At 39.1% G+C, this 21,292-nt stretch carries 26 protein-coding genes, 2 tRNA genes and 1 pseudogene; 11 read left to right on the top strand and 18 right to left on the bottom strand.

The window, feature by feature from the left end:
* Positions 1–64 precede the first annotated feature (64 nt).
* The 11 genes and pseudogenes from KUH03_RS20190 to KUH03_RS20140 all read right to left on the bottom strand — a co-directional run bounded on the left by KUH03_RS20190 (position 65) and on the right by KUH03_RS20140 (position 7,963).
* Positions 65–820, bottom strand: a complete 756-nt coding sequence (locus KUH03_RS20190) for a hypothetical protein (RefSeq protein WP_257096084.1) — start codon at positions 818–820, stop codon at positions 65–67.
* Positions 821–1,331: 511 nt separating this feature from the next.
* Positions 1,332–1,982, bottom strand: coding sequence for a hypothetical protein (locus KUH03_RS20185; RefSeq protein ID WP_257096082.1), 651 nt, complete (start codon positions 1,980–1,982; stop codon positions 1,332–1,334).
* A gap of 1,427 nt (positions 1,983–3,409) precedes the next feature.
* A complete protein-coding gene (locus KUH03_RS20180) occupies positions 3,410–3,541 on the bottom strand; it encodes a hypothetical protein (protein ID WP_257096080.1) in 132 nt (43 codons plus the stop codon).
* A gap of 146 nt (positions 3,542–3,687) precedes the next feature.
* Positions 3,688–4,059, bottom strand: coding sequence for a hypothetical protein (locus tag KUH03_RS20175; RefSeq protein WP_257096078.1), 372 nt, complete (start codon positions 4,057–4,059; stop codon positions 3,688–3,690).
* 21 nt (positions 4,060–4,080) lie between these two features.
* Positions 4,081–4,512: a hypothetical protein gene (locus tag KUH03_RS20170; RefSeq protein ID WP_257096076.1), complete on the bottom strand. Its 432-nt coding sequence runs from the start codon at positions 4,510–4,512 to the stop codon at positions 4,081–4,083.
* A 271-nt stretch (positions 4,513–4,783) separates the two neighbouring features.
* Positions 4,784–5,107 (bottom strand): annotated as a pseudogene (locus KUH03_RS20165) (S41 family peptidase); the annotation flags it as partial.
* Entirely contained in the window at positions 5,086–5,271 is a 186-nt protein-coding gene (locus KUH03_RS20160; protein ID WP_257096074.1) for a S41 family peptidase, read from the bottom strand. The gene KUH03_RS20160 and the pseudogene KUH03_RS20165, both read right to left, overlap by 22 nt.
* Positions 5,232–6,239, bottom strand: a complete 1,008-nt coding sequence (locus tag KUH03_RS20155; protein WP_257096073.1) for a PDZ domain-containing protein — start codon at positions 6,237–6,239, stop codon at positions 5,232–5,234. The genes KUH03_RS20160 and KUH03_RS20155 overlap by 40 nt, the downstream gene beginning before the upstream one ends.
* Before the next feature lie 64 nt (positions 6,240–6,303).
* Positions 6,304–6,834 carry a hypothetical protein gene (locus tag KUH03_RS20150; protein WP_257096071.1) on the bottom strand — a complete coding sequence of 177 codons (531 nt, stop codon included), beginning with the start codon at positions 6,832–6,834 and terminating at the stop codon, positions 6,304–6,306.
* Positions 6,831–7,208, bottom strand: coding sequence for a DPP IV N-terminal domain-containing protein (locus tag KUH03_RS20145; protein ID WP_257096069.1), 378 nt, complete (start codon positions 7,206–7,208; stop codon positions 6,831–6,833). Before KUH03_RS20145 ends, KUH03_RS20150 begins: the two co-directional genes overlap by 4 nt.
* 122 nt (positions 7,209–7,330) lie before the next feature.
* Positions 7,331–7,963 (bottom strand): hypothetical protein, encoded by a 633-nt coding sequence (locus KUH03_RS20140; RefSeq protein WP_257096067.1) that lies wholly within the window; start codon positions 7,961–7,963, stop codon positions 7,331–7,333.
* A 190-nt stretch (positions 7,964–8,153) separates the two neighbouring features.
* On the opposite strand from KUH03_RS20140, the gene KUH03_RS20135 reads away from it, so the two are divergent.
* Both KUH03_RS20135 and KUH03_RS20130 read left to right on the top strand, forming a co-directional pair.
* Positions 8,154–8,459: a hypothetical protein gene (locus KUH03_RS20135; protein ID WP_257096065.1), complete on the top strand. Its 306-nt coding sequence runs from the start codon at positions 8,154–8,156 to the stop codon at positions 8,457–8,459.
* Positions 8,460–8,551: 92 nt separating this feature from the next.
* Positions 8,552–9,670 carry an MFS transporter gene (locus tag KUH03_RS20130; protein ID WP_306429772.1) on the top strand — a complete coding sequence of 373 codons (1,119 nt, stop codon included), beginning with the start codon at positions 8,552–8,554 and terminating at the stop codon, positions 9,668–9,670.
* A gap of 183 nt (positions 9,671–9,853) precedes the next feature.
* Here KUH03_RS20130 and KUH03_RS20125 read toward each other — a convergent pair whose 3' ends face one another.
* The 3 genes from KUH03_RS20125 to KUH03_RS20115 all read right to left on the bottom strand — a co-directional run bounded on the left by KUH03_RS20125 (position 9,854) and on the right by KUH03_RS20115 (position 11,939).
* Positions 9,854–10,588: a phosphatase PAP2 family protein gene (locus KUH03_RS20125; protein WP_257096063.1), complete on the bottom strand. Its 735-nt coding sequence runs from the start codon at positions 10,586–10,588 to the stop codon at positions 9,854–9,856.
* An 881-nt stretch (positions 10,589–11,469) separates the two neighbouring features.
* A tRNA-Arg gene (locus tag KUH03_RS20120) sits at positions 11,470–11,541 on the bottom strand.
* Positions 11,542–11,858: 317 nt separating this feature from the next.
* Positions 11,859–11,939, bottom strand: a tRNA-Tyr gene (locus tag KUH03_RS20115).
* 398 nt (positions 11,940–12,337) lie between these two features.
* On the opposite strand from KUH03_RS20115, the gene KUH03_RS20110 reads away from it, so the two are divergent.
* The 9 genes from KUH03_RS20110 (at position 12,338) to KUH03_RS20075 (ending at position 18,243) form a co-directional block, all read left to right on the top strand.
* Entirely contained in the window at positions 12,338–12,856 is a 519-nt protein-coding gene (locus KUH03_RS20110; RefSeq protein ID WP_257097154.1) for a peroxiredoxin, read from the top strand.
* 84 nt (positions 12,857–12,940) lie between these two features.
* The gene (locus tag KUH03_RS20105; RefSeq protein WP_257096061.1) at positions 12,941–13,255 is read left to right on the top strand and encodes a co-chaperone YbbN; all 315 of its coding nucleotides are present in this window, start codon (positions 12,941–12,943) and stop codon (positions 13,253–13,255) included.
* Entirely contained in the window at positions 13,236–13,448 is a 213-nt protein-coding gene (locus tag KUH03_RS20100; RefSeq protein WP_257096059.1) for a hypothetical protein, read from the top strand. The genes KUH03_RS20105 and KUH03_RS20100 overlap by 20 nt, the downstream gene beginning before the upstream one ends.
* Before the next feature lie 412 nt (positions 13,449–13,860).
* Positions 13,861–14,172, top strand: a complete 312-nt coding sequence (locus KUH03_RS20095) for a PIG-L family deacetylase (protein WP_257096057.1) — start codon at positions 13,861–13,863, stop codon at positions 14,170–14,172.
* A complete protein-coding gene (locus KUH03_RS20090) occupies positions 14,139–14,552 on the top strand; it encodes a PIG-L family deacetylase (protein WP_306429771.1) in 414 nt (137 codons plus the stop codon). Before KUH03_RS20095 ends, KUH03_RS20090 begins: the two co-directional genes overlap by 34 nt.
* Positions 14,553–14,554: 2 nt before the next feature.
* Complete coding sequence (locus KUH03_RS20085) at positions 14,555–16,312, top strand: LmbE family protein (RefSeq protein WP_257096054.1); 1,758 nt, start codon at positions 14,555–14,557, stop codon at positions 16,310–16,312.
* 32 nt (positions 16,313–16,344) lie between these two features.
* Complete coding sequence (locus tag KUH03_RS20080) at positions 16,345–16,554, top strand: hypothetical protein (RefSeq protein WP_104384789.1); 210 nt, start codon at positions 16,345–16,347, stop codon at positions 16,552–16,554.
* Between the two features lie 97 nt (positions 16,555–16,651).
* Entirely contained in the window at positions 16,652–17,023 is a 372-nt protein-coding gene (locus tag KUH03_RS46325; RefSeq protein WP_306429667.1) for a hypothetical protein, read from the top strand.
* On the top strand, positions 17,023–18,243 hold the full coding sequence (locus KUH03_RS20075; protein WP_306429770.1) for a hypothetical protein: 1,221 nt from the start codon (positions 17,023–17,025) through the stop codon (positions 18,241–18,243). The genes KUH03_RS46325 and KUH03_RS20075 overlap by 1 nt, the downstream gene beginning before the upstream one ends.
* Before the next feature lie 324 nt (positions 18,244–18,567).
* Here the strand turns inward: KUH03_RS20075 and KUH03_RS20070 are convergent, their stop codons facing one another.
* The 4 genes from KUH03_RS20070 to KUH03_RS20055 are packed head-to-tail and all read right to left on the bottom strand — an operon-like array spanning position 18,568 to position 21,152.
* Positions 18,568–19,422: an N-acetylmuramoyl-L-alanine amidase gene (locus KUH03_RS20070; protein WP_257096052.1), complete on the bottom strand. Its 855-nt coding sequence runs from the start codon at positions 19,420–19,422 to the stop codon at positions 18,568–18,570.
* Positions 19,423–19,433: 11 nt separating this feature from the next.
* On the bottom strand, positions 19,434–20,495 hold the full coding sequence (locus KUH03_RS20065) for a DUF3078 domain-containing protein (protein ID WP_257096050.1): 1,062 nt from the start codon (positions 20,493–20,495) through the stop codon (positions 19,434–19,436).
* 22 nt (positions 20,496–20,517) lie between these two features.
* Positions 20,518–20,889, bottom strand: a complete 372-nt coding sequence (locus KUH03_RS20060) for a hypothetical protein (RefSeq protein ID WP_257096048.1) — start codon at positions 20,887–20,889, stop codon at positions 20,518–20,520.
* Entirely contained in the window at positions 20,838–21,152 is a 315-nt protein-coding gene (locus KUH03_RS20055; RefSeq protein ID WP_257096046.1) for a hypothetical protein, read from the bottom strand. The genes KUH03_RS20060 and KUH03_RS20055 overlap by 52 nt, the downstream gene beginning before the upstream one ends.
* Positions 21,153–21,292 lie beyond the last annotated feature (140 nt).

Below are 21,292 nucleotides of genomic sequence, written 5' to 3'. Positions count from 1 at the left end.
CTTGCCCTATATCTATCTAAAAATCCCACTCAATTGAAACTTGGAGGGTTTCGTGAGTGGGATTCTATTTAAAAGTCTCTTTTGCATGAAAAATATATGCGATCTCTTTGCCTGTAAGTTTCGACTCCTCTTGCAACAGACTGGCATTTTTAATATTAAATTGAAATAGATCTTTGATCGAGCTTATATAATTACCTGTCGCTACGTTTGTGACAAAATTCACTGTTGCATTCACAATTACTTCCAGTTTTGAATTATTATATTTCATCTTATGGAGATTAAATTGTTTTATATATTCACTATACAAATAATCATATTCCTCCTTTATTTCGGAAATTTTTGAGTTAGAATTGGATGTTCTATTTATCCAATTTATCAATGCCAAATATTTATTTTTTATATCTTCATCAGTTCTAAATTCAATTATATGATCCCATGAGGTATCAGAACTTGGTTCGGGAATATCATTTAATATAAATTGAATTATCTGTGTTTTCTTTTCATTCGACCTTAAAGTATCAATAGTGCGAAGCAATGGGTAATATTCCGAAAATTCATCAAGTTTTCTCAAATGTAATGTGTCCAATCTAATAGATATATCATGAGTAAGGAAAAAATGATGGAAGTATTCTCTCTTCATTTCTTCTAATTCTTCCTGAGTTGGATTTGATATTTTTGAATATTTATCTATTCTCTCCTTCCTAAATAATTCCTCTAATTTCTTTGTCAACTCCAATGTTTCCTCATCTTGTTGATCGAACTTCTCTTTAAAATACGGATATACTTCAACTACATTATTATCCTTTAAAAAAATTCCCATACAGCTTGTTCATAGAATAGAGATCGATTCTCCTCATTCATCTTAGTACTAGACAGATCAGAGATTATATTAAATCGACCATCTCCGACCAGTATTTTATCATAAAATAATGCTAATTTTTTTATTAATGGCTCATCAACAAAATGATTAAAAGTTACATAAGGAAATAGAATATTTTTAGACATATTGTTTGAAATCTAAATTTCTAAATACAAGGCTATTGGATCTATAATAAACTCATAATCTGACTTTCCATTAAAGGTATTTTCGACATTTCCCATATGTTTTACCACATTAGAAATTGCTTCTTTCATACTTGGATTTTCTTTTGCATCACTAAATTTTGCAAAAGTTCTTCTTTACTTTCACGATCTAATTTCTGAGTCAATATGCCAAACAACGTGAATTTTTTTCTGTCTCTCTAGAAAATTTTTTTATCATCGTTTGTTCATTTTCTTTTAGATTCTTTCTATCGAGCTGAGCACTGAATAAATTAAGATCTAAACCATTTCTAAGTATTGGAACTTGAACTTCTAATTGCTGATGATATCCATACCTTAAAAGATATCCAAGATGCTTCAAAATCCTCATCCATCTGCAAACCCTTTTCTTTCAAATAAGTACTAAATGAGGCTTTATTTTTAAGTAAATTATTCAGATGAGCTTTTTTATTTCTGTCTTTAACATCGTTAACACTCTGTTGTATTTCGGCAACTTCATTTTTATATTCTTCCAAACAAGTTATATAACCTAATGCCTCACCTGTTTGATTAAATTGTGACATCGTTTTCTCCAATTCTTGAACGTCGTTAAAAATTATATTACCAGTAATTTTCAAAAAACTATAGTCATCTAATTTTTCGAATACATCATCATCTGTTTCAGAAGAGATTTCGAGAACTCTCCCTTCTCCTATTAAAGTTTCTTCAAAAAGATTATATGAATAATCGTGTAAAAATTTTTTCTCTGTCTGATTAGAGTTTGTTTCTATAATATCCGCTAATACTTTACCACTGAATACAGGTCCTTTTTGTTTTTCTTCTTCCTTGGAAACTGCACTTTCACTTCTTAAAATGTACTCCGTCAAACCTTCAAATAATTGAGAAGATATTGAATACATCTTGTAATTATCTAAGTATAAAAATGATCTTAATTTTTTCATTTATTTCTCTTTCTTTTAATATAATCATTGTAATGTCTTTTGCGTGTCTCCACGATGGTACTTATTGCTATATAGAGACCTACAATCGACGCGATTGCTGTTAGGATTATTATCAAATTATTCATCGTTTAACACGTTTAATTTGTTATACACAGCATAATTGAGGACAAAGTTAACTACAGCTAATAAAATTGCGCATATCTTAATTGAGTTCCTATTCAATTCCTTATTCATATTAAAATCGGAATAAGTTACAATCGCTAGTATTGCAGAAAGAATTAAAATGGAAAAGATTGAAAACCCAATCACCCTTGACTTCCAAACCTTATCTGCAACGATTTTATCCTCTAACTCGTTAATTACTGATAAATTTAATATTAATCCGAAACTGATAAAGTCAATTTCATTAAATAAATAGCCAAAAGATCCCCTTTTATCAAAAAGGACAATGAACACTCTTATAAAGAATGGCATTAAACCTATCAATACTGTATAAATAAGCCATTTAGTTTTTATCATAAGCTTGGTAATATGGCATTCCGTTTCGAATTTATGCCATTAAGATACGCCAAACTTTATAAATATGAAACCTTATTTCATAAAATTTCATATTTATAGCTTCGCTGTTTGTCATACTTAATGTTTTATAAATCCCTTCACTTCATAAAAACTCTTTTGTCTTTTGAATAAGCATTGCATGCACATTCAAAATCCAACCGTTTTTAGAGTTTGGCTCGCCTGCTGTTCTCTCAGGCTTCGCTCTTGTCACTATTTTTGATAAACCCAGGTCACAATCCTCTTTTCAAAAATACCGCCAAGAAGCTTCGTCTATTTCATAGATATCGTTGAATCATCCTTACGGACTTTTCTTCAACGACCTTCGTTCAACTCGCAGGACGGCGAGCAAAAGGGCGGGCTTAATATCTTAGAGGGTATTTAGATAACGAAAAGCTTTCTAATAGAATAGGGATATTACCCGATGGTTTACGTATCCATATTATTTTTGAGGACTATTGAGAACTCATTTCTATATTTTATACCCCTTAAAAATTTTGGGTTCTCACAACTTTCTTGTCTTATTCAATTAGAGAGCATTAGGTTCCCTACTCGTTAAAATTAAAAAAATAAAAAACCTCCTTAACTTTATACAAAGAGGAAGGAGGTTATATTATATAAATTAGCGAGAACAATTGCGAGAACAGAAGCCTGTTTAAGGCTCAAAAACAAGGTTAATTAACAATATTTTTAAACTACTGTTCTAACAATGATTTTATCTAAATGCTTTAAAATGAATATGTTAAATGGGACAATAAAGACTTTAAGTCGTTGATTAAGAGTCTGTTGCTCTACCAACTGAGCTACGAAGTCATTCGATAAATCAAATGTAAGATTCACCAAAGAGAAAGTCAAGTATAAAAGTAGATTTTTTATTCTTTGCCTTTCATTTTTTGCGCCATTGCTTCGATCGCTTTGGATGTGCGTTCGTACATTGGCTCTACAAATTCATATAACATCTTATAACTGTCAAAAACCTCCTCTGCAAAGTCTAGATTCGACATATACGGACCAGATATTTCCTGATAAGCTTCCAAAAAGCCTGCTGATCATCATCGACAGAAACAATATTGGCGGGTTCAAAATTTTCGTAAACAAATGGAGGTAAAATCGGCATACACTAATATTTATTCATCTTAGGAATGTCCTCTTACTCCATAGGAGCAGCTATCTTCCCCATGATCATCGGCCTGACCTCCATCTCTATCGGTTTTTTTATCGCTGTTTTAGCGCCCTTTTTTAAAGGGATGACAACAGTTCGATAGCCGATCATTTCTGCCCGAAGTTCCTGATTCTTGTTCAAGAGCGATTGAGGTACCCAGAGTTGAAAATTACCTTTTTCATCAGCCTGTGTATGGTAGTTTCCTATGGTCACATTGGTACCCTTCATACTTTCCCCGCCAGCAGCACATACAATTTTTCCTGCAATCTTTACTTTACTGCTATCCTGATTTGATGATACCTGCCTGTTGTTACCTCGAAGGTTTGAATTTATTTTCCCCGGCAGATTTACTTGTTCCATCTCCCTTCAATTGGACCACAATCACTTCTCCAGTCGTCTTATTATTAATACGAGGCTCTGGATTTGGTTGCTTTCCGACAGTTTTACTTGCCCCTTTGATTGTACCACAGCGACTTCTCCCGTTGTGAAGGTCTTCTGCGCCTGTGCAGTATGAAAACTCAATGAACCGATCAACATCAGTCCTGCAGCAATACCACTCCATCGATTACGCCATAGCGGATTTTTTGCAAAGGAAACACTGGCATCCAGTTCTAACAGCTGATCTTCATAAAATCGGCCACAAAGCCCTTTACTGGATTTTTTGATCTGATCTACAATTTCCTGATCGCTCATCTCCGAGAAATCAACGACTACCTTTTCACACTTGCCACAAAAGCGTCCCTGTTCCTGTGCTGTCATTTTACCCCAATCTGCTGTGCAGGATTCTTTTACTTGTAATATGATCTTTTCCATGTCTATGTCTTTATGTTTGGTAAGGGATGCACAAAAATTCAAGATTCCACAAGGGCAGAATAAAATAATTTTAAATAGCTGTAAAGAGGGAATAAGGGAAAACAAGTAAAAAAACAGGCTGCATCCGGAAAAAGGTCGGACACAGCCTGTTCACAATATATATTATCGCTTTCAAATCAACTTTGGAAGCTGTTTTTCGAAATCGCCTTTCGATATAGTCTTGCTACAAGCTGGAGCCCCCAGCATGTAGCCATTTATTCATGCTACCGCATTATTTAAGATCAGCTAGGATTTCCTTTATTGCACGCTCTAGCTGCGGATCTTTATTTTCCATACGGTCCTGCACTGTATTTTTCACAAAAATATCCGGTGCAACGCCCGTCTGCTCCAGATCTTGACCATCTAGGGTATAACATCCCCAGGAAGGTAAACGGTAAAAAGAGCCATCGACCAATCCTTTACCGGAGGTAAAAATAATCCAGCGGTAGGTTTCGTTACCGATAATTTTACCCAGTTTCAATGCTTTGAACCCCGCTGCGGTCATCTCCGCATCACTCAGCGATTGCTCATTGATCAACAGCACGATCGGCTTGGATGCAGGCGCAAAATTACTTTGCGGTGCACGCTTTCCTCCACGATATTGCCATTGTAGGTAAGGGCGCTGCGACAAAAGCGCAATACCTCATCATGCACATTTCCACCGGTATTATAACGTAAGTCTAAGATGATACCTTGCTTGTTATTTTCCTGCTCGGCCATATCGATGAGAAAACGTTGCAATTCGCCCCCGACATATTCTTCATGTGCGAATAGGCGATCTTATTATCACTCAGTTTATCCACACGACTGCGATTATCCCTGATCCATTCATCATAAATCAGTTCCCTAAAAGCCGTACTGGAAGCAGGTCGTACATTCGTTTGAACCTCTTTTCCATTACGGCTCAAAGTCAGCTGAATTTCCTCTTCCAATGATGGCCAGGTAAAATAGCTGTCCCGATCTGCTGCAGTATTCAATTTAACACCATTGACCGCAACCAGCACATCTCCTTCTTTGATATCCACCTCTTTCTTAGCCGCTGGTCCATTGGTCACAATGCGAATGATTTTATAAGGATTCTGGCTATCATATTCCACGCCGATTTCGTTGGTCACAAAACCAAATGGTTTACGCTCTTCAGCTCCCATTGAACTGAAGCCCAGGTGTGATGAGTTTAGCTCACCCAACATATCATTCAGGAGAATACGCAGGTCATTCCGATCGTTGATGCCGGGCAGATATTTTTCGTATTTCTTTTTGGTTGCCGTCCAGTCTACCCCGTGGAAATTGCTGTCATAAAAATTCTCTTCCAGATTGGCCCAAGTCTCATAAAACATCTGGTTAAACTCTTTCTCCAGATCTCTATTAAATTTATAGCTCATGGTAATTGCATCGAGTTTGTTTCCCTCCAGGCTGTATTTCTGTATGATACCACGGTTAAGCACAAAATACTTGCCCGCCGATTCCTGTACCTGTCCCATGCCGCCTTCAATTACTTTTTCTGTTTTTGGAGCAGTGAACGGTTCATATACTGTACGATAAGCACTGAACTTGCCCTCATGGTCAGACCCATAGAAGACATAGGTCTTGTCTGCCTTTTGGATCACCAAAGGGTTATATTGTGTCCCAAATGCAGGGCTGACTTGCTCAATACGATCCCGCAAACCCTCAAGATCAAGCTGTACCAAGACGGTTTTCTTTGGTTCTGCACTAGGAGCTGTCGGCTTATTCTTATCTGTATTGGCCTTGCTCTTATCCTTGGCATCGTTTTTTTTTTAGGCGCTGTCGGCTTATTTGCGACCGAATCTTTTTTACTGCCGGTTGAGCAAATAATTCATCAAACTTTGTACTGCGATAAGGTTGGTCAAAATTGGTCAGCGCCATACGGAAGATGCTCGAATTTTGCATTCCGGTAGGGTATGAGGGCTTTGTTCTATTACTTGCAAAATAAATATACTTGCCATCTGGCGACCAATAAGGGCTGGTCTCGGAGACACCGGTATTGGTCAGGTTGGTCGTTTGTCCACTCTTGAGGTTATGGACAAAGATGTCCTGCTCAAAATTACGCATTGCGGTAAATAACAAATAATTGCCGTCTGGCGAAAATGAGGGTGAAGAATTTTGGAATCCCCAGATTTCGTCTTTGACTACGGTCTGGCTCTTGAGACTACCTAGATCCAAGGTACGTACCTCATCACGGCCGCTTAGGTACACCGCTTTTGTCCGGTCGGCATTAAAGGTAATATCACGGTTGTTGCGAAGATCTTGGGTCAGCTGTTTCACTTCACCTTTTCCATCCGCAGTGCGGGAAAACCAATTTTGATAGCCTTGGAATGTTTGGCTATAGAGTAAGGTTTTGCTATCCTTAAGCCATTTGACCTCCATGACGCGCTCTCCTGCCCGGACATCTGACGGACAAACTTGCCCTCGCTATCGGAAACAAAAAGCTCTCCTCGGGATACAAAAGCTATTTTTTTGCCATCAGGCGAGACATCGAAATTACTGATATTACCCGAAATATTGAATTCCTTTAGCTTGCCGAGGACCTGATTGCGGTTTAAAGCAATATTGGGTTGTGTCGTTTTCTTTCCGTTGACATCGTAAATATAGAGCTGATAACCCTTTTCAAATACGATCTTTTCGCCGTTTGCTGACACAAAGGGTCGTTTAATGGATTCAGGAAAATTTGTCAGCGCAGTCTTGGTCTTACCGTTGAGCTGATACAGGTTGTATTCCCCGTTGTTTTCATCCGAAACGTAATATATCGTTCCTTTTTGGTCTATCGTTGGCCATAGGTCTTTTCCGACGTAGTCTGTATATTGTTGAAAGACTTTTGTTTTGGGATTATAGGAGCGGATATCTGGGTTGAACGCTCCTTTATAGCGCTTGCGGTTTGCCGAACTATATCCTTCCCAGCTATCGTTGAACAGAAGCTCTCCTGATGGTGTAGGAACGATCCCGCTGATGTAATTAAAAAATGTGGAAATAGCCTTGTTGCCGTTCCGCCATCTACTGAGACCTGGTAACCTCCCATACGATTATAACGTGTCGAAGTAAAATAGAGTGTTTTACTGTCCCAGCTCCAGCTATCCACTTCATCCGAAGCATCATGCGCGGTCAATTGACGGATGTCTCCTCCCGCTAAGGGCATGACATAGACGTCCATATTCCCGTTTTGATTGGCCGAGAATGCTAACCATTTGCCATCTGGAGAGATTCGGGGATTGATCTCATTACCTTCCATACCAGTAAGCCGGACAGCAACCCCACCTTGGCTTGCTACTTTCCAAAGATCACCTTCATAACTGAATACCATCTCTTTCCCATCGGGCGTTAATGCGGGATGAGACAAGAATGTCGGTTGCTGCGCAACAACATAAGCAGTTCCGCCATAGGCCAGAACTGCACTCAAAAGCAGTTTTTTTATCATTATATCTAGGAGGCTAATAATTGTTTGCCTTTAACAAAAATAGAATAGCTTATTGAAAAACTATTGAAGTATTGCGAATTTTACAATTTTATTGAATTTAGCACCATGTTAATCGGTCCTGTTTGAACATCTTCGTATATTTAATGTAAAGTAGGGGAGATGTGTTCAACATATGGCACCTGATCATAGTCGAGATAAGCAAGGTTTGAATCAGGTACAGACAACACATAGAACGCTGATAATAAACAATTTAAAGCAAACTTATTTATCTCGACAAATGGACGAAGATAATTATCGCGACATATCTGCACCGAAAGCAAAACGAAGGAAGATAATTAGCGTCATTCATGAAGACGATTATCACCTGACTTTAATTGCCGATGACACGCTCGCTCAGCTTAACGAGCTTTTTTCGGTTAAGGCCGGGCCGTCGAATTTCTTTATCGATCCTGTCGTAAAATGGAATACTTATCCGTAACTTCGCACGCTCAAATCAAATACTATGAACGCAACGTTAACTCTCTCAGAAGAAGATCTTTACAATAAGCGCAATCGCATACGGATTGCAGTATCACTTTTCTTTTTTGTCAGGGTATTGCTTTCGCGTCCTGGGCTAGTCGCATCCCTGTCATCAAGGAGCGCCTCCATTTGAGCGAAGGACAACTAGGAACAATCCTTTTGATGCTTCCTGTGGGACAACTGGCGACAATGGCTCTTTCCGGGAAGTTGGTTACCAAATATGGTAGCGCCAAAGTCCTAAGTATCGTGCCGATTGCTTATGCATTGGTCCTGTGCTCCATCGCTTTTGCCCAAAATGCTTGGCAACTGGGGGTTATTCTATTTCTTTTTGGTGTTACAGGTAATATGTGCAATATTTCGGTCAATACACAAGGAGTAGCTACGGAGCAGATCTATAAAAAGTCTATTATGACGTCTTTCCATGGCGCCTGGAGTATTGCTGGTTTTACAGGAGCGCTCGTTGGACTGCTGACCATGAATCTTGGTCTGGATACGCTACCCCATTTCTTGATTATATTGGCTTTCGTCACGGCCAATACATTGATTAATCAGCGGTATCTCGTTCCGGGAAAATCGCCGCAGAAAGAAAAGCGGAGTTTTTTTCCAAACCGGAGGGAAGCCTTTTGCAACTGGGCATCATTGGATTTTTTCAGTATGGCAACCGAAGGAGCCATGTTTGACTGGAGCGGGGTATACTTTAAGGAAATTGTACACGCTCCCGAAAAATTCGTTGTCGTGGGCTATGCCTCTTTTATGATCATGATGGCTATAGGCCGTTTTGTAGGTGATGGTGTAATTCGCAAACTGGGACGCAAAAGAACCTTACAATATAGTGGAATCCTGATGTTTGTGGGCATGATGACCTCGGTTGTTTTTCCTCAATTTATTGTATGTACCCTTGCTTTTATGCTTGTGGGAATCGGTGTTGCCTGTAATGTACCGTCTATCTATAGTATCGCTGGCCAAAACAAAAATGTACCATCGGGCGTGGCATTGGCCATGGTTTCCAGCATTAGCTATCTTGGTTTTTTAATGGGACCGCCGCTGATCGGTTATATCGCAGAGGTCTTTAGTCTCCGTTATTCTTACGGCGTTTTCGCCTGCTTCGGATTACTTATGTTTGGCATGGTCGGAAGACTATCGCTATTTAAGGAAACACAATCTAATTAGTAACTTTATAGACTTTAGATCGGCTATTTTTAGTATGTATCTCTGTCTTCAACCTCCGCTATTTCATTGGTGTTTTACCACCATTCCCTGTGGTGTTTTCGTCCAGCTTAACCATGTCTGCCATGGTCGAAAGATTATCGTTATTTAAGGAAAGGCAGCCAAATTCGTGCTTAACCATGTTCGCTATGGCCTTCGTTCTTGCTTTGACCTATTTCTGTTTATCATGACCGGAAGGACTGCTCCCATCAATTTGATTTGAGGGAATTTAAAGTTGGATACCGGACGTTTATTGAATGAAATCATCGGCATAAGAATAAAATAAATACAGGTAGCCCCCACACCCAATAGTGATCCAAACGCGACATCTTCAAGGAAATGCTGCCCCAAATAAATTCTGGAATAGCCTGTTAACGCGGCTAGAATAAAACAAAACAGACCTATTCTTTTGTCCTTGGAAATAATAGCAACAGTAGCTGCCATAGCAAATGCAGAAGTCGTATGCCCAGAAGGAAAGGAATTGGCGTAGGCCACAGGTAACCAAGAGACAACATGGAATGTCGGGTCCCCTTTAAACATCGCTGCCGGACGCTCTGCATGAAATATACTTTTCAAAACACAGCATACCAAGCCCGAAAAAACATAAGTTCCAAAAATTCCCTTGGCGAAATTCCATTTTTTCAGAAAGCAAAACACAAGAGCTAGGGCTATAATACAGATCCCATCCCCAACATATGTGTTCAATGTCATGAGAATATCTGCCCACAGAGCATGATGACTATTAATAAACTGAAATGATTCGCTCTTTGTAACAAAAAGTAGGATAGAGGCAATCAGTATAAACCATATACCGAAGGTTATGAAAAAGGCACGATTGGTATTATATATCCTTTTAAATTGATTCTGAATCACTTTTATCATTTCACAGGCTTTATCGGACAAATTTAGCTGCCGAATATTAGTAAGTCATTAATTTGTAATAAAATTTAAATTAAGACAATTTTTACCAATACTGAAAATATTATGACAAAAGTCCGGAAATGTTACAGAATTAATGACATAATGAGTTGATTGATGATCAATACCACTTGATATATCTCTTGTTCTCGGAGTTCGACGTTCTATAATGGGGCTATCCGCAATCTTTTTATTTTGAACTAACAGCTGATCATATTTCAGGAACACAGTATGTTTTTTATTCAAGAGCCAATTATTCAAAAGCCAAAAATGTTATTTCATATTGATGGGCGTTTCCAAAAAGTATTCCGGTAAGAATAATATCCATGCAATACTTTATAATAACATCGGTTTTTATTAAATCTGTTATGCGAACAAATTTAAAATCGAAAAGAAAATCAAAATGACAACTTTAATGTTTAACAATATGCCCGGCGGAGAGCAGGTGCAAGTCCTGCACATATCAATTCTTTTTGAGTGTACGCAGCACCGTTGGGCTACTTATTTAAAATCTTCAAAAAGTTATGCGAACACTCAAGAAGCAAATAAGCACACGACCTGAGGTCAAGAGCTTAAAAATCCAACCAACAATCAAGTTTAACCGCTGGAGCCAGAGTAGAGTACCTGTTATCAGGTTAAGCGGTCTCTGGCTAGAAAAATTAGGCTTTACCCCGAAAAGCGGGTCTCTGTCATGACCATGGACAAGCTGCTCATTATCAAATTAGAGGAATAGCACTACAGAATAGCAAAGATGATTATGTCTTAAAATAAAACAGGAGAAATACCTTTTATCGTATTTCTCCTGCATTTGAAAAGCGACACTATTGCTATCACGTATCTCTATGTAGCCCCGAGCAGAATCGAACTGCTATCAAATGTTTAGGAAACATCTATTCTATCCGTTGAACTACGGGGCCCTTTCAAAAGCCAAACTTAGGTTTATTTTATAAATAAGTCAATAGCTACATGAAAATCCGCACTATATTTTTTGCAGCCCTCCATCATTAAGAAAAAAATAGCTCGATGATGATGTTCGACAATGCCTCAACGATCATTGCATGGCCATATACATCCAAATGGTTAATTTGGAATAGCCCTAGATACCCTGAGACAGTTCACTCATAGATATAGACACAACAGTCCAAAGCAGCTATCTTAAACAAATTGCAGTCGGTGCAATGTGCTCATCTATTTAACAGGAAAATTTAAAGTGAATTTTATAAAGAAAAAAATGTGGAGGGAGAAGGATTCGAACCTTCGAAGCCGAAGCAACGGATTTACAGTCCGTCCCATTTGACCGCTCTGGAACCCCTCCAGCATTGCGCTATTTTGAAATAGAACGTCGCAAAAGTAGGTTTTGCATAGCACTTGTGCAACTATTTTGATGCATTAATCTGTAACTACCCCAGTATGAATTGCTTTATTTTTTCGAAACATCCCAGATTCCGTATAAACACATTATCAACCACATATTATTATAATAAAAACTTATTGTTATATTCTAGTCATAATAGATTTTGATGATAGTGTATTGGTAAAATCAATTCGCTTTTTGATCGCAGTTGCCTTATCTTTGTGGCAACAAAAAAGAAAGATATATTATGAGTTTCACAGGTAAAAGTTTTCCAAGCATTACGGTAGATGCAATCGATTATTTAGGCGACAATTTGCAGATCAACATTTTCGAAAAGCAGTTAAAGAAGGTAAAAAGTAATTTTATTCTGGTATCCAAAAGATTTCACTTTTGTATGTCCTACAGAATTACATGCTTTCCAAGAGGCTGCTGCTGAATTTGAAAAACGCAACACAATCTTAATCGGTGCTTCTTGCGACACAAACGAAGTTCACTTTGCTTGGTTAAACACTGCAAAAGATAATGGCGGTATCGAAGGTGTTGAATATCCTATTTTAGCTGATACTAACCGCAACTTATCTAGTGTATTGGGTATCTTAGACGTTCAAGAGGTTGAGCATCCTGAGTACGGTACATTAGCACAAGGATCTGCTGTTACTTACAGAGCTACTTATTTGATCGACGAAACTGGCCGTGTATTCCACGAGTCTGTAAACGATATGCCTTTGGGCCGTAACGTAAAAGAATATTTACGTTTGATCGACGCTTACGCGCACGTACAAAAATTTGGCGAAGTATGTCCTGCAAACTGGGAAGAAGGTAAAGATGCAATGAATGCAGACAGAAAAGGTGTAGCTGACTATTTAGCTAAACACTAACAATAAAAGACCCTAGGTCTTATCAACAGGGCCTTTATCCCGGCTCCTGTTGATTTCTCCATCAATCACCTTAATAATAAAATCATGTTACAAGAATTAGAAAACGATAATTTACAAGAAATTGTAAACAATAACGATATTGTGATGGTTCAGTATGCTGCTACCTGGTGTGGTAATTGCAAAATCATGAAACCAAAATTCAAGAAATTGTCTGGCGAAAATGAGAATGTTCCTTTTATCATCGCTGATGCAGAAAAATTTCCTGAATCACGCAAATTGGCGAACGTCAATAACCTGCCTACATTTGCTGCATTTAAAAATGGTAAATTGGTGAATCAAGTACAAACAAATAAGTTGGACGCATTAGTAGAATTATTCAATGAAGCTGCCGGTAATTAAACATCTTACAGAATTCATCGAACAGAATGATGTCGACTATGTATTGGAGACCATCGAGACATTGGAAGCGCTTACTGAAGCTCCATTGAAAGATGAGGAACTCGACGTGATCGGTGAATTAATTTCTAACCTATACGGAGCAGTAGAGGTTGATAAATTGATAAAAGAAGGCAATCCGAAAAAGATGCCTTAAATATGTTCATGAAACGTGTTTTAGGAGCAATTGACAAATAATTTTGCTTGATTAAACACACTGAAGTGAAACTTTCTTTTCATATTTTTAGTTGCCCAAAAGCTAAATTGTTGACAAAATTTAGCAATGTGGAAAACTAATTGAAGGAATCTGACAGAACTAAATATTTTCTACATATATTTACTATGTTAAAGGTTGCCACTTGGAGCGAAGCGACAAAATAACTATTCTCTAAAAATTCGTTTCAGGAAAAAATATTTTAATTGTTAAACGGAAATTTCAACTTGGTTGGAATTTCCGTTTTTTGTTTTCAGCTGGATTTTAAGCTAACTCCTTTATTTTCGTGGGGTTTCATCCACTTTATGGCGAATAATATACATTAAAATTACAATGTACAACGATGCGGTTTTGGATGAAATCTTTATCTTTAAGCATGCGAAAACCCTTTCTTTCCGTCATTATTCTATTGGCTAGTATGCTGTCAAAATCGACTGTACAAGCGCAAAACCCGCAGTGGAATGCCGCCGAGATTAAGCTTAACCTAGAAAAACTGAATGTTTTAGGCTCTGTCCTGTACTTTGCAGCACATCCGGACGACGAAAACACCCGTCTGATCGCTTGGCTGGCCCAAGAGAAAAAATATAGAACGGGTTACTTATCCCTGACCCGTGGTGACGGGGACAAAATCTTATCGGTACTGAACAGGGCATTGAACTGGGACTGATCCGTACACAGGAACTTCTTGCTGCGCGAAAGATCGACAAAGGGGAACAATTTTTCTCCTCAGCCTATGATTTTGGGTTTTCCAAAACGCCCGAAGAAACGTTTGCCTTCTGGGACAAACAACGGGTGCTCGCAGAAGCAGTATGGTTGATCCGCAAATTCAGACCTGATGTGATCATAACAAGGTTTCCTCCTGATGCTAGGGGCGGACATGGCCACCATCAAGCCTCAGCGATGTTAGCACACGAAGCTTTTAAGGCTGCCGCAGACCCCAAACAGTTTTCAGAGCAGCTGCAATACGTGAAACCCTGGCAGGCGAAACGTCTCCTTTGGAATACATTTAATTTCGGGGACAGGACAACACAAGCGAAGATCAGCTAAAAGTGGATATCGGAAACTATAATGCACTGATAGGGGCTTCCTATGGTGAAATTGCTGCGCATAGCCGTTCCTCCCACAAAAGCCAAGGCTTCGGATCTGCCGCTCAACGTGGTTCATCCATCGAGTATTTTGAATATGTCGACGGTACTCCCGCAAAAGCTTCTCCACTGGAAGGAATAGATACTTCCTGGAAAAGGGTCCCAAATAGCGGAACAGTACAGTCACTGATCGCTAAAGTCAATCAGACCTATCAAATGGACAAGCCTGAATCGGCTTTGCCCGATCTGATTCAGCTCTATAAAGCCCTGGATCAAATCAATGATACGTACTGGAAAAATGAGAAGAAAAAGGAGGAGGTAGAAAAATTAATCTTAGCCTGTGCTGGAATTTGGTTTGAAAGTATCGCAAAAAATCCAGATTATGCGGTAGGTGATCAGATCAATGTCGACAACGCCATTATTGCAAGACGTCCGGATGTTACCGTACAATTGGCAAAGCTAAATGGCAAAGAAATCCATAAAACCCTTGTCAACAACCTTCTTTTAAAAGATGCTACCACCATTAGTGCTACAAATTCAACACAGCCTTATTGGCTAAATGAACCTCACGCCAAAGGAAAATTTAATGTCAGTGATTTCAATCTCACTGGTTATCCTGAAAACCCCAACAATCCAAAAGTACGCTTTGAATTATTGATCAATGGTACTGCAATCGCATTTGACCAAAATATACAATATAAATATACCGACCCCGTTCGTGGCGAAATCTATAATCCAATAGTTGTCCTTCCACAGCTTACAGCAAGGAGTTCAAGCCCATTGGCTTTGACTCAAAATGCCCAATCTGTCAAAGTAAACCTGTTGTTCCAAAAAAATGGACAGGATCCGGCACAATCATTTAATGTAAAGACTATTGGAGCAAAAGGCTGGGAAATATCTCCCGCTTCATTTGACCTCCAGTTTGCCTCTGATGTCAGTACTCTCTCCAAAGAGATCACTATAAGCCCCTTAGATGCCACTGTTTCGTCCATTGATACACTGCTTTTTCAAGTCAATCAAAAGGATAGACTAAAAGAGATAAAAACAATAGCTTATAACCATATCCCGGAGATTGTATATTTCCCTGATGTTGCTATAAAAATGAGCAATATCAATCTAAACAATGAAGTTAAAAAAGTAGCCTATATCCATGGCGCAGGAGATCTCATTCCGGAATCGCTCAGTGCAATTGGCATCAAAGTGGATGTGTTAACAGGCGAACAGCTATTAAAAAGTGATCTCTCAGGCTATGATGCGGTCATCTTGGGCGTAAGGATCTTTAATGTCAATAAAGATATCGCACAGATTCAAAATAGACTATTGGATTATGTGAATAACGGCGGAACCGTGCTCGAGCAATACAACGTAAGCAATGGCTTAGTTTCGAAAACTTTTGGCCCCTATGCTTTTAGTCTTGGAAGGAGTCGGGTTACCGATGAACTTGCCGATGTTCATTTTGATGAAAAAGATCCGGTTTTCAATTATCCCAATAAAATTACAAAAGCAGACTTTGACAATTGGGTACAGGAGAGGGGATTGTATTTCGCTGAAAATATCGACAAGAGATACCGTACACCAATCGCCATACAGGACCCTGGTGAGCCTTTGCATAAGGGATCATTATTGATTACGGACTACGGGAAAGGAAAATTTGTCTATACATCGCTATCTTTTTTAGACAATTACCTGCTGGAATTCCTGGAGCTTACAGATTATTTGTAAATTTGTTATCAAAATCAAAATAAAATATCACAATGGAAAATCAGATTGACAACAACTGCACAACGATAGATGCTGGCAAAGCAAAAGGGATCATCCTTTTGGTCGCTGTAGTTTTTGGTGCATTAATTGGCTTCACTGCAAATGAGACATTTTTAAGCATCATTGGCGGTGCAGTTATTGGATTGATTATCGCTGCGTTTTTTAACAGTGTTATCTATCCTCAAAAGCCTTCAGACAGATAAAATACAGGATGAATAGCTGGAAACGCTACTATTGGATGGTCGTTATCTGGCTATTTATATTTATCCTTTTTCTGTACTTTTTTACGAAACATTATTCATGAGTACAGCAGATTGGGCCGTTCTATTACTAACACTTTTGTCGATTGTCGCCTACGGCATCTACAAAAGTCGAGGGATCAAAAATATTGATGGTTATCTTTTGGGCAATCGTTCTTTGCCTTGGTACCATGTCGGGCTTTCGGTAATGGCCACTCAGGCGAGTGCCATTACTTTTTTGTCTGCTCCCGGATTAGCATACTCCTCAGGAATGAGTTTTGTACAGTTTTATTTCGGTCTCCCATTGGCCATGATTGTACTCTGTATTACCTTTATCCCAATATTTCACAGACTTAAAGTTTTCACTGCCTACGAATTTCTTGAGAAACGTTTCGATGTTAAGACCCGCGGGCTTACAGCACTACTTTTTTAATCCAACGGGGTATTTCCACTGGTATTACCATTTTTGCACCAGCGCTCATCATCTCAACGATTCTCCATATTGATCTGACTTTAACAACTCTGGTCATTGGGAGTTTTGTGGTTATCTACACCACCTATGGTGGTACAAAAGCGGTATCACATACACAATTGCTCCAGATGAGCATAATATTCGGCTCTCTGCTTATTGCGGGCATGCTTGTTATCCATCTTCTTCCGGCGGACATCGGTCTTTCGAAAGCACTGCATATCGCCGGCAAATCGGGCAAAACCAATGCCCTGGACTTCACATTTGACCTGAATAACAATTATACGTTGTGGACTGGGCTGATCGGAGGATTTTTCCTCCAGCTTTCTTATTTTGGTACAGACCAGAGCCAGGTAGGCCGTTATCTCACCGGATCTTCCATAAAGGAAAGCAGAATGGGGCTAATTATGAACGGACTTCTAAAGATCCCGATGCAATTTGCCATCCTGCTGATCGGTATCCTGGTATTTACCTATTATCAATACCACCAGCCGCCGATCTTCTTTAACCAGGTCGAAGTCCAGAAGTTGAAAGAAAGTCCATATGCGGCTTCCTACCAAGAGCTTGAACAAAAACATACTCAGCTATTCCAACAACGTGAATCTCTCGTCAATGGTCTCGGTACAGCACTGGATCAGGATGATCAGGAGAACATCGAGTTCTCCCGAACAGCATTGCATCAACTGAATGCCCAAATGCAACAAGTAAAAGACAGCACACTGACACTTATCAAGAAAAACAATCCTGCAGCTGAGACAAACGACAATAACTATGTTTTCCTTTCGTTTGTAACTAAAGCTTTTCCGAAAGGTCTAATCGGTTTGCTGATCGCTGTTATTTTTCTGGCATCTATGGGCTCCACCGCTAGTGCCATAAACTCACTGGCTTCAACGACAACCATAGATATCTACAAACGTTTTATAAACCGCAACGCAACCGAAAAGCAGGATCTCCTCTGGTCTCGTATATTTACCTTAATTTGGGGCATCTTTACCGTGGTCATTGCACTATATGCTAACAAGCTGGGCAATCTTTTAGAGGCAGTGAATATCTTGGGGTCCTTATTCTATGGCACAATCCTAGGCATATTTATCGTTGCTTTCTATATGAAAAAAATTCAGGAAAGGCTGTTTTCATCGCCGCGATCCTCTCTGAAATCTTTGTCGTTGGCATCTGGTACCTAGACAAAATTCCTTTTCTCTGGCTGAATCTCATTGGCTGTCTGGCCGTCATGATAATTGCATATTTTATACAGCTTTCGCTCAGAAATAATTCGGCTGTACCAAATACAAGCAATACGCAACAGAACAACTTGGAAAAATAAAGTGACTTACTCGCAAATAAGATACCTGATTACGAGGTTGTATTTAATTAGCAGAGGTCTTCTTAATCCCCGCCAATATTAAAAAGTCCGGATTCATAGCGAACCCGGACTTTTTATTTTTATAGACTGAGATGCCAATATCTTATCTAGCATCATCTATCAAAATTCGCATTTTGACAGCTTATTAGTATTTCTTGTAAATATTGTAAAGTACGCTCTTATCATATATGGTCAGCTCGGGTGTTGTATCCCGTACAATAAATTTACGCTTAAATGCAACGATGGCTGCCTTTAGGTTGGATGTATCATACCCGATGATTTTAAGCGCGTCAATGGCATTAAAACTGTCAGGAGGAGCAACCAGTTGGCCCTCATCATACCAGATACCAAATCCTCTGCTCGCAAGCTTCTTCCAGGGGAAGAAAACGCTAGGATCATTCTTTCGTGCCGGAGCGATGTCTGCATGACCAATAAAATTATTGTCAGGTATCAGGTATCGTGATTTTAATGTATCTAAAACGGTCATCAACGAATTGATCTGAGCATCTGGGAAGGGTTCTCTACCATTATTGTCCAATTCAATCCCAATAGAACAAGAGTTCATGTCCACAATCGATCCCCACTTAGCCACACCGGCATGCCACGATCGTACATAATCATTCAACATCTGAATAATTTCACCATTTCGACCAATCACATAATGTGAACTGACCTTGGTGCGTGGAATCTGAAACGTTTTTATCGTCTGACCAACACTATCTTGTGCCGTATGGTGGATAATCACAAAATTTGGCTTACGCACATCATAGTGAATGGCTTCTGCTTGGTGCCAGTAGGGGTGAGTCCCTGTCTTTTGTAAGAAGATGACCTTTCTCTCCTGGGGTGTCAATAGATTGGTGTCGGGTTTGGCGACAACTTTTTCCTCCAGTACAACCGCAGGGGCAAAAGACGCCACCAATGGCTTGGCCACAGCAGCTTGTCCCTTGGACTTACAGCCCGCCAAAGACATAAAAACAGCAAGTATGATCCCAATTGACACTGGTCTAAACATTATTTTGGTAAACTATAAACTATTCCCATAGCCAATGACTGGCTCAATTGAACTCTTGAAATAACATCCGGATCATAGATCATAATCCCGTTTAGATTGACGTTGATTACCCGAGTTACTTTCGCTGTTATTGTGACATCAAGACGATGGGTTGGATCTGAAATTTTTTCGTAATCAGCAAACAGATTATAACGTGCTTTCACATTTAGTTTATCCGTAAAATTCTTATCCAAGTTACCTGTGATCTGGAATGCCAATGCATTGGCAAAAGAACGGTCTTCCTTGACACCAAACCGCTCTCCTGTACCCTTTCGAAGATTTCCCTCTCCCTCTGGTTTATTCATGTCCGGCAACAGATAATAACCATATTTATCATAAAAGCCATCTACCGAACGAGGTTTTACACGCTCATCCAAAATAAAGGTCTGCCGTGCGGTACCCGTACCAAAACGCAACGAAAACTCATTGCTCGGCTTATACTCAAGACCGAAAGACTCGGTCAAATAAGCTGGCGCCATAAATGCATTTTCAATATAATCGATCGTGTCCTTGCCATTCACAGTTTTATACTTATACCCAGCATCAAATTGTGACTCAAAAGTAACCGATGTAAACAAGGCCCAATTAGCGGATAGTTTATAGGATAACTTGTTATCCCAAAATATACGGTCATTATTTTTCTTCGCGATATTACCCTTATTCCTGATCTTTCCATAACGGAGGTCAACTTCAGTCACGAAATTAAAGTTGTCCCGGGTATAGTCTGATTTGTGATTGGCATTGAGACCAATAGCAGTAGAACCGACACCACCTCCTTTCCAATTATCGTTAAAGGATGCTTGGTTTAAATTGATCCCAAATTTGGTCCAATGCTTCCAGTAATCGACCTCAAGATTGAGCTTGGGTACCACCGGACGAATAGTTTTGATATTTAAAGGTTGCTCTTTTTGGACAGAAATTACGGTATCTGGTTTTGCTCTAAGATCTTTCAGATCCTGTGCCTTTATGCTTGTAAAAGAAAGGCAAAGCAAGGCCATGCCGACAAAATTGAATAACTTCATTCTGAAAACGTCTATTTTTTATTTACGGTACTAATTTATAATTAATTGTTGGAAAAGGATCAATAAAATATTGAGAAGGGTTTATTCGATAACGGGAATAGCAATCTTTGATGTAATTTGTTACTTCGTAATCGCTTGCTGCCAGAATGAAAAAATAGGAGGGCCTAAATATTCTCCTAAATCGCTCGGCCTCTTCAAAATTGAGCCCCGTGACCTTACTAATAAGTTCCTTCGTAAATTTATAATCAATTACATTTTCCTTATAATCGTTTTCTATGGTTTTAGTCAGTCTACGCGCTCTTTTAGCCTCCTTACTAAACAGGCTATAAATAGAGTTGATGCTCAGTCCCGCCCCAGTAGGTCCCACCGAAAATACATCACCATATCCTGCCAACCGGTAGGCCTTCTCATAATCTTCTTTGGCTTTTTCAGAATTTCCTCAGGATTCTTTCGTGCTGATACCTGCACCTCATCAATATAGATCGACTCCCGGATTAAATGAAACAACAATAATCCCTTATTGTCAACAGCAAGGGTATCTGAAAAATATTCTTTGCTCATTGCAACAATCTGATCACCTATCCGGGCAGAAAAGTCAAATTCACCTTTTATATTATTATAGAACACCTCTCCCGTCCTTAGATTGGCAAGTTTCACATTTCCGATACGTTGCTTGGTTTTTTTGTCAAATACGATCCCTTCAACTTTCTTTTCTTGGCAAAAAGTAGGGGGTAATGCCTAGTATGGCTACAAACAGAAAAATATAGCGTATTAGTTTCACTTTCGTAAAACTACTA

Origin of the sequence: Sphingobacterium sp. E70, assembly GCF_019285695.1 — a bacterium.
In the GTDB taxonomy this organism is placed as follows: Bacteria; Bacteroidota; Bacteroidia; order Sphingobacteriales; family Sphingobacteriaceae; genus Sphingobacterium; species Sphingobacterium detergens.
The sequence above is the reverse complement of the archived record's forward strand: the minus strand, read 5'-3'. Positions and strand labels throughout refer to the sequence as shown.